The following is a 2,644-nucleotide window of genomic DNA, read 5'->3' as shown; positions in this document are numbered from 1 at the left end:
CCTCGGGTTTAGCTTTAGCAGCGCCTTATGTGTGGCGATTTACCACCGGGATCACGTCAGATACCACGCGCCCCAGCGTCATTTACACCGTACCGGTTACCACCATTCCGGGCCCAACCGCGAATGTTGCAGCGAACACGGCAATAACAGCTACTTTTTCAGAGGCGATGGCCCCCGCGTCGATCACAGCCAGCGGAACCTTTGCTTTAACCTGTGCTGCACCTTGTGTTTCCCCTGTATCGGGTGTTGTCACGTACGATGTCGGGAGCAACACGGCGATTTTCCGCCCCAATGCGGTGCTTGACAATGGCACAACCTATACGGGAACCATCACCACGGCAGCAACCGATTTAGCCGGCAATGCCCTGGCGGGTAATCAAGCGCCCCTGCCGGCAGCCAGCAATTACGTTTGGCAATTTACGACCACCACACCCGATACCACACCGCCCACAATCGTGCTGGAAAACCCGGCTGATCAGGCCACTAATGTGGCACTGAATACGCCGGTTAATGCCACATTTAGTGAGGCAATGGATCCATTAACGCTGACGACGGCGAATTTCTCGCTCCAGGTGAGTGGCCCGCCGATCGGTACGCCGTTAACCGGCACCGTGCGTTATAACCCGCAAACCCTGGTTGCCTCGTTCACCCCCGCCAGTGACTTGCTTGCCAACACAACCTACACGGCCACCATTACCGGTGCCAAAGATTTAGCCGGTAATGCACTGGCACCCGGCAGCATGCCTAATCCATGGACTTTCACCACCGGCAGCGGGCTTGCACCGGGCGCGGTTTCATTGGGTTCAGCCAGCACCTTTGGTAATTTGGGCGGCACGGCAGGCACCACTAATCAAGGCATCAATACCGTGATTAATGGGGATCTTGGCACGACGGCCACCACGACCACCTCTGTGACCGGGTTTCATGATGCGCTCGATATTTATACCGAAACCGGCTCAAATATCGGCACGGTTAACGGTAAGATTTATACGTGCACCACATCGACCACCGGCCCTACGGCTGTGACGGTTAACCCAACCTCATGCAACATTGCAACTCAAGCGCTTAGCGATGCGCAAACAGCCTACAACAAGCTAACCCCGGCCCAGCTGCCAGGTGGCCTTGATTTGGGTACAGATCAACTGGGCGGCTTAACTTTGGCACCGGGTATTTACCAGTCAGCACTGGGCTCCTACCAAATCACCGGCTCTAATCTCGTATTGGATGGCCAAGGCAATGCGAACGCGGTGTGGGTATTCCAGATGGCCAGCACATTGACCGTTGGCGGCCCCGGCTTACCCATGAGCGTTCAGCTGATTAACGGCGCGCAAGCCAAAAATGTGTTTTGGCAAGTGGGTAGCTCAGCCACCATTAATGCTGCGGGCGGCGGCACCATGGTGGGCAATATCTTGGCCTATGCCGGTGTTGCATTCTCCACGGCCGGCAATGCGGCCTTAGTGACGCTCAATGGCCGCGCGGTGGGATTAAATGCATCGCTCACCATGACCAATACCGTGATTAACGTCCCTGCGCCTTAACACAGAGCGTTGTTCTCCATGCCCAGCCTGTGGCATTCCCATCGGCTGGCTCAATGAGGCAAGGAGCAAAACCATGAATAACAAACCATTACACGAGATCACTGCATTGATTCAATGCATATCATCCGCTTGGAGCAAAAAATGAAACTAAGAAAAGTTAAAAGCAGCCAAATAACGGCTACTTTGAGTTTATTGGTCATCGCCATGATGGCAGGCCCGATGGCCGTGGCAGATGATTCTGGCTGGTACATTGGCGCCAATGCAGGGCAATCGCGCGCGACGATCGATAATGACCGCATCACGCGCAATCTTTTGGGCTCGGGCTTCACCACAAACGCCCTCACCAATGATGATCGCAGCATCGGCTACAAGTTGTACGGGGGTTATCAGTTCAATCGCTATTTCGCCCTGGAAGGTGGCTACTTTAATTTGGGCAAATTCGGGTATACGGCCTACACAACACCACAAGGCAGTTTGAACGGCGAGATTAAACTCCAAGGGGTTAACTTGGATGTGGTGGGTTTGTGGCCCATTACCGACAAGTTTTCGCTATTTGGCCGAGTTGGGGTCAACTATGCCAAGGCGCAGGATCAATTTGTCGGTACCGGTGCCGTGCTGGTGACCAACCCAAGCCCCAGCGCGCGCGATACCAATTACAAGTTTGGCGTGGGGGTGCAATACGCCCTGACCGAATCATTGGATGTGCGCGCTGAAGTCGAACGCTACCGGATTAACGACGCGGTCGGCAATAAAGGGGATATTGATTTAATCTCGGCGGGCCTTGTCTATCGTTTTGGGCAGAAAGCCCGCGAACCGGCTTTGGCACCCGCCCCGCTTGCCGCTATTGCGACGCCAGCCCCTGTGGTTGAACGACACGCGCCCAAGAAAGTGACGCTCAGTGCCGATTCGCTGTTTGATTTCAATAAATCGAATGTAAAACCAGCGGGTAAGCGGGAGCTTGATCAATTGGCTCGCGATTTAAATGGTACTGATTATGATCAAATTATGGTCATCGGCCACACGGATCGAATTGGCTCCCATGCTTATAATTTGAAGCTTTCAACCCGTCGCGCCGAAGCGGTCAAAGATTATCTGATTAGCTCCGG

The 2,644-nt window shown here is 54.2% G+C and carries 2 protein-coding genes; both read left to right on the top strand.

All coding sequences use genetic code 11. The features are described from left to right. A partial coding sequence (locus tag PHD44_RS12630; protein WP_300192245.1) for an ice-binding family protein occupies positions 1 to 1,538 on the top strand: 1,538 nt, incomplete at its 5' end. 114 nt (positions 1,539 to 1,652) lie between these two features. Beyond that, a partial coding sequence (locus PHD44_RS12625; protein ID WP_300192244.1) for an outer membrane beta-barrel protein occupies positions 1,653 to 2,644 on the top strand: 992 nt, incomplete at its 3' end.

Origin of the sequence: Halothiobacillus sp. (assembly GCF_028710545.1) — a bacterium.
GTDB lineage: Bacteria > Pseudomonadota > Gammaproteobacteria > Halothiobacillales > Halothiobacillaceae > Halothiobacillus.
The sequence above is the reverse complement of the archived record's forward strand: the minus strand, read 5'-3'. Positions and strand labels throughout refer to the sequence as shown.